2 protein-coding genes and 1 pseudogene are annotated in these 5752 nt (G+C 69.0%); all 3 read right to left on the reverse strand.

Annotated elements, in window-relative coordinates; all coding sequences use genetic code 11:
- A partial coding sequence (gene eccCa, locus A9X03_RS17230) for a type VII secretion protein EccCa (protein WP_068262122.1) occupies positions 1-3010 on the reverse strand: 3010 nt, incomplete at its 3' end.
- Positions 3007-4608 (reverse strand): type VII secretion protein EccB, encoded by a 1602-nt coding sequence (eccB, locus tag A9X03_RS17235; protein ID WP_067757581.1) that lies wholly within the window; start codon positions 4606-4608, stop codon positions 3007-3009. The genes eccCa and eccB, both read right to left, overlap by 4 nt.
- Positions 4605-5752: pseudogene (eccA3, locus tag A9X03_RS17240) on the reverse strand (type VII secretion system ESX-3 AAA family ATPase EccA3); the annotation flags it as partial. The pseudogene eccA3 and the gene eccB, both read right to left, overlap by 4 nt.

The following is a 5752-nucleotide window of genomic DNA, read 5'->3' on the forward strand; positions in this document are numbered from 1 at the left end:
CGCCGACGAGCCGCACGTTGCTGTCCCGCGGGTCGTGCAGCTTGAGCTCGAGCCGCAGGCCGAGGCCGTCGCGCATGGCCAGGGGCACCTCGAGCCAGCTCGGGGTGGTGATGACGACGTGGATGCCGTAGGCGAGCCCTACGTTCACCAGTTCGCTCACCTTGGCCAGCAACGGATTACGGGTGTTGAACTGGTCGGTGTTGTCCCGGCCGAACGCGTACAGGTTGTCGATGACCAGGAACACCTCGCCGTAACCGTCGTCGGGCGCGGCGCCGTGCCTTTCCCGGAACATCTCGCGCCGCTGCCGAGACAGCAGCAGCTGCTCGAGCTCCCCGAAGGTGCGCCGGATGCGTTCGGGTTCCAGCGCCGAGGCGACGCTGCCGACATGCGCCAGGTCTTCCAGCGCCCGCAGCTTCCCGCCGCCGTAGTCCAGGCAGTAGAAGGTGACGTCGCGCGGCGAGTGCAGGCTGGCCGCCGACAGGATGAACGTCTGCAGCGCGGTCGATTTCCCGGACTTGGGGCCGCCGTGGATCACCATGTTGCCGGCCGCCGAGGTCGCGTCGAACACCAGTGGGTCCCGGCGCATCTCGAAGGGTTTGTCGATCTCGCCGAGCGGCCACTGCCACTGGCGCTGCGGCACCCCGGCCCGGGCCAGTACCGCGGTCAGCGGGATCGGCTCGTCCAGCGGCGGCAGCCACAGCTGCGGGGCTCGCGGACCGTAACGCGCCAGCTGGTCGCCGATCGTGGCGATCAGCTTGCGTGGCGGGCCGGTGAATTCCTCGTCCTCGGCGGCCGGGATCACCATGTCCTGCTCCGGTTCCACCCGTCCGGCCGTGAAAAGCTTGGGCTCCGGAACGGACTGCACCACAAGGGCCTTGGCCTTCTGCGGCGGGTCGTAGATGCCGTCGACGTAGGTGCTGCGGAACTTGATCGGGGTCGCGCCCGGGGCGGGCACCAGGAAGCCCACGCCCTTGTGCTCCTTGCCCGATTCGATGTGGTACGCGTCCTCCACGCCGATGATCTGGCGGGAAACGCTGGGACTGGCCACCTTCAAGCCGATGCGGTACGAGGTGTTCTTGTCGATGTCCTTGATCTTGCCCACGTCCAGCGTCTGCGACGCGAACAGGATGTGGATGCGGAACGAGCGGCCCTTGCGGGCAACGTAATCGAACAACTCCGCGTATTCGGGGTGATCGGCCAGCATCAGGGTGAACTCGTCGGCGACCACGAACAGCGTCGGGATCGGCGGCAGGTCGTGCCCCGCCGCGATCGCGCCCTCGTACTCCACCACCGAGTTGAACGCGCTGCCCTGCACGCGGCGGCCAGCCTCGCGCAGCAGTGTTTCGCGGCGGGCCACCTCACCGCGCAGCGTGTCGGCGAACCGGTCGGCCAGCGACTTCTTCTCGGCCATGTTGGAGATCACCGCGACCACCTGTGGGAAATGGCGGAAGCTGTCCGCGCCGGCCTCACCCTTGAAGTCGGCGTAGATCACGATCAGACGGTCGGCCGAATGGGTTGTCAACAGCGACAACAGGATCGACATCAGCGTCTGCGACTTGCCCGATCCCGTCATACCGATCATCAGACCGTGCGGGCCCATGCCGCCCTCGGCTTCGTCCTTCAGGTCGAAGAACAGCGGTTCACCGGTCGCGGTGACGCCGATGGGCACGCGCAACTCGTCCTCGCGGCGGCGCGGCGCCCACAGCGTGGGCACGTCCAGCCGCGAGGCGTCGCCGATGCCCAGCAGGGTGGTGAAGGTGGCGCCGCGCGTGGCCGCCGAGCGCAGCCCGGTGTGGGTCGGGTTGGAGTCCCAGCGCGACAGCTGGCGAGCCAGGTGGGCCGCCTCGTCGGCGCCGAGCAGGTCGGCGTCGTCGATGTAGGGCTGCCAGCCGCCGGTCTGCCAGCGCTCGATCGCGCCGTTCGCGACGCGCAGGATCGGCTTCTCCGGGTCCGAATACTGCTCGCGGTGCGGCGGGGTGGCGGAGCGGTGCACGACGGTGACTCCCGCGCGGCCGAGCGCGAGCGTCGAGGTGCTCAGGTCGAAGTCGGGGTCGTCGATGACGATCAGCAGGTGCCGCAGCGCGTCCGCGGGCTCGCCGGTGAACGCCGGCCGGTCGACGAACGCGGGGCCCAGCAGCAGGACCAGCTCGTCGGGGTTGGTCGACAGCAGGCGCGCCGGGCCCACGCCGTCGAACTCACCCGGAACATCCACGTGTGCAAGCCATTTCAGCCAGGACCAGTCTGGGCTCTCCAGGTCGCGGGAGACCAGGGCCACCCCAAGCACGGTCGGGTCGTGCCACGTCACGGCCTGGGCGAGCCAGGCGCGCATCGCCGCCCGCGCCTCATCGGGCTCACCCAGCACGGTGATCCGCGAGACCTTGGTCAGGTCGATCCCGGTGGGCACGTCGCGCACGACGCGGTGGGTGTCGAGCAGGCCGCGTAATGCGCTGTGCGACACGGGCTCCAGGTCGACCTCGTCCGCGGTGTCGTTCACTCGCAGCGCGGTGCTCAGGGGCACCTGGTGGCGGCCGGCGCGCAGGACCAGGAAGTCCGGGTCATGCGGATCGCGCTCCCATTGCCTGCGCGACCCCGGCACGGCGGCCAGGGCCACCGGGTCGGGGTGCGACCACTCGGCGGCCGCCCGTTGCTGAGCGGCCTGGGTGCGGATGTTGTCGCGGACCACCGAGAGGTAGCGCAGGTAGTCGGCGCGTTCGGCGTCGACCTCCTCGGTGCGCGTCTTGTTGTCGTTGCCGCGATACATCGCGGTGGCCGCCAGCAGCAGCACGAACGGGAAGAACAGCGTCTGCGGCGAGATCAGCCGCATCCCGGTGGCGAACAGCGCGACGACCATACCGACGATCAGGATCACCAGCACGTACGGCATCGCGCGGCGCAGGAACGACGGCGGGATCACCCGTGGCAACTCGGGCGGCGCCTCGATGTTGATGGTGCCCTTGCGGGTGACCGGCGGCGCCAGCCGGCGGCGGGCTTCGAAGATGAGTCGGCTCATCGGGGCGCTCCCTCTGCTGATGCCACGCGGCCGGGCTTGGTGTCGGGCGCCAGTCCGTCGTGTGCCAGCAGCGCGTCCGCCCGCGACAGCGTCGGGCCGGTCGCGAACAGCGAGAGCACCGACCAGGGTACGGGCACCGCGGGCTCGCTCAAGCCCAGGGCCTCAACGGTTTTGCCACGCCCGGCGGCCGAGGTCTCCGCCTCGTTGTCGATGCCGTAGCGAACTCCGGTGTCGGACACCCAGAACAACGACCCGGTGCCGGGCGCGCCGGCGCCGCCGGTGACGGTCTGGGCGAAGTAGCCGGTGCCCGGCGCCAGGGCGACGCGCGTCGCGGTGGCCGGGGAGGCGCCGCCGACCAGGTCGACGGTGCGGATCGATTCGGGTATCGGCAGGGCCGAGCCGGCCAGCAGGCTCAGCGAGCTGGTGGCGGCGCCGCCGGGCTTGCTCCAATAGGCGCACGTGACGGGATCTTTGGCCGCGTCGACGAGGGTGATCTGCTGGTCGGGGTAGCGCGCGGTGTCGAGCATCCGGGACACCGGCAGCTTCGCCACCGCGTCGGCGCCCAGCCGAGGCGGCTGGTCCAGCCCATAGGAGTTGGTGTTGCGCAAGATCGCCGCGAGCACCGGGGAGATGGGCTGCAGGCCGTCCGGCAACACCGCGTAGTAGCGCGGCGCACCCGACGAATTCTGTTCCAGGGCATAGGAAACCACCACTGCCCCGATCGGCGCAGGCACGCTGAAGCCAGCCGGCGCGCCGGCGTTCGGGATGGCGGGCGCCGTCAGCGACGGCGCTTCGGGGATGGCGTTGAACAATCCCAGTGCAATGGGCCGCGGCGCGGGCACCTCAGTGTTGTTGAGTCCCAAGCCAAGCGCGTTGGTGACCGCGTGATCGGCCAGGTTGAGCTGGCTGCGCCTGCCGTCCCAGAGGAGCCAGGTACTGTTGCCGCTATCGACCAGGACGGCCTGTTTGGCGTCGAGTTTCGCCGCGCGGGCACCGCCGCTGTCGGGGCGTCCGGCGATCACCGTGACGCCGGTGCTGTGGATGGCGTGCGCCGTCCCGCCGATGCCGTCACACACGGTCCAGTTGGCATCGCGCGTGGTGTTTTGCACCATGCGCTCCGGTGCGCCCGGGATACCGATCAGGTTTCCGCGCGGAAACCGGTCCAGCTCGGTGCTTTTCACCGTTGTCGGGTTGACGGGCTTACCGACGATCAACCGGGCCGACGTCAGATTGAGCACCGGATGCAGCTGTTCGCCCACCCGCACGTACAGGGCGGCCGTCGACCGGTCGGCGAGCACGGCGTTGGTGCCCACCGTCCCGTTGGGACGGATCAGCGAGAACACGAAGCAGCCCGCCAGGCCGGTGGCGAGCAGGACCACGCCCATCAGCACCGCGCGCAACTGGGTGCGCAGCGGGTCGACCAGCATCCTGGTGTCGTGCAGGGCGATCCCGGAAGCGATGCGCCGCATCACGAACCGCCAGCCGCTGACCTGGTGCCGGGTGACGAAGCCGCGGCGATACTCGACCTTGTCGGGATTGTCGTTGACCGGCGTGCGCGACGCGAACGAACGCCGATCGTCGGATTCGGGATTCGTCATGCCGGCACCGACAGCCCGAGTCCGCGCAACAACGGCTCCACCGAGTTCTCGACGTCTTGGTCGGTGATCGTCATCAGCTCCTCGTCACTGAATTCCCCGGTGCCCGCGTGCTCCGAATGGTCGAGCCGGAATTCGCGCTCCTCCTCGGAGCGTTCGACGATGTTGCGGACGAATCGACCGTTACCGGCGATGTCCAGGTTGCGCCGCGAGATTCCGTTGGCGTCGGGCGTCGACTCGGTGGCCAGCTTGGTGAACAACGCCTCCATGTGGTCGAGCGCGGCCTGTTCGAAGACGCTGTCGCGCTGCTCGGCCATCTTGTTCGCGATCTCGACGAGTTCCGACGGTGCGTACGAAGGGAAGTCGATGTTGCGGGTGAATCGGGAACGCAGACCCTCGTTGGTGTCCAGGAACTTGTCCAGATCGGCCCGGTATCCCGCGATGATCACCACCAGCCGGTCGCGGTCGTTCTCCATCCGTGCCAGCAGGGTGTCGATGGCGACCAGCCCGAAGTCGTTCTTCGCGCCGGTGGCCACCAGGGCGTAGGCCTCGTCGAGGAACAGCACCCCATCGAGTGCGCTGTCGATGATCGCGTTGGTCTTGGCTTCGGTCTCGCCGATGTGCTGGCCGATCAGGTCGGCGCGGTGCACCTCGCGGATGTTTTCCCGCTTCAAAAGCCCGAGGCCGCAATAGATCTTGGCGACCACGCGGGCGATCGTGGTCTTACCGGTGCCGGGCGGCCCGGCGAACACGAGGTGGTGGGCGCGCTGTGCGACAGCGAGGCCGCGCTGCTTGCGCACCAGCTCCATGGCGACCGAGCTCTTCAGCCGCGACACCTGGTTCTTGACCTCGTCGAGGCCGATGAACTCGGCCAGCTGGACTTCGGCCTCGTGCAGCAACACGGCCTTGCGCTCGTGGGCCGCGGGATCGACGAAGTCCTCCGCGCTGGGCTCGGTGTCCGGGTCCCAGGGGTCGGTGCGCGCTTCGATCCGCGCCGCGGTGGTGGTCGCGATCCCAAAGCTGGTGTCCAACAGGGCCTGTTCGATCTGTTCGTTTTCCGGGTGGGCCGCGTACAGATCCTGGAGCACTTCGCTCGCCGACTCCTCGTCGACGTGCGCCCGCAACACCAGCGCCTTGGCCAGCGCCC

Source organism: Mycobacterium sp. E1715 (assembly GCF_001667625.1).
Classification (GTDB): domain Bacteria; phylum Actinomycetota; class Actinomycetes; order Mycobacteriales; family Mycobacteriaceae; genus Mycobacterium.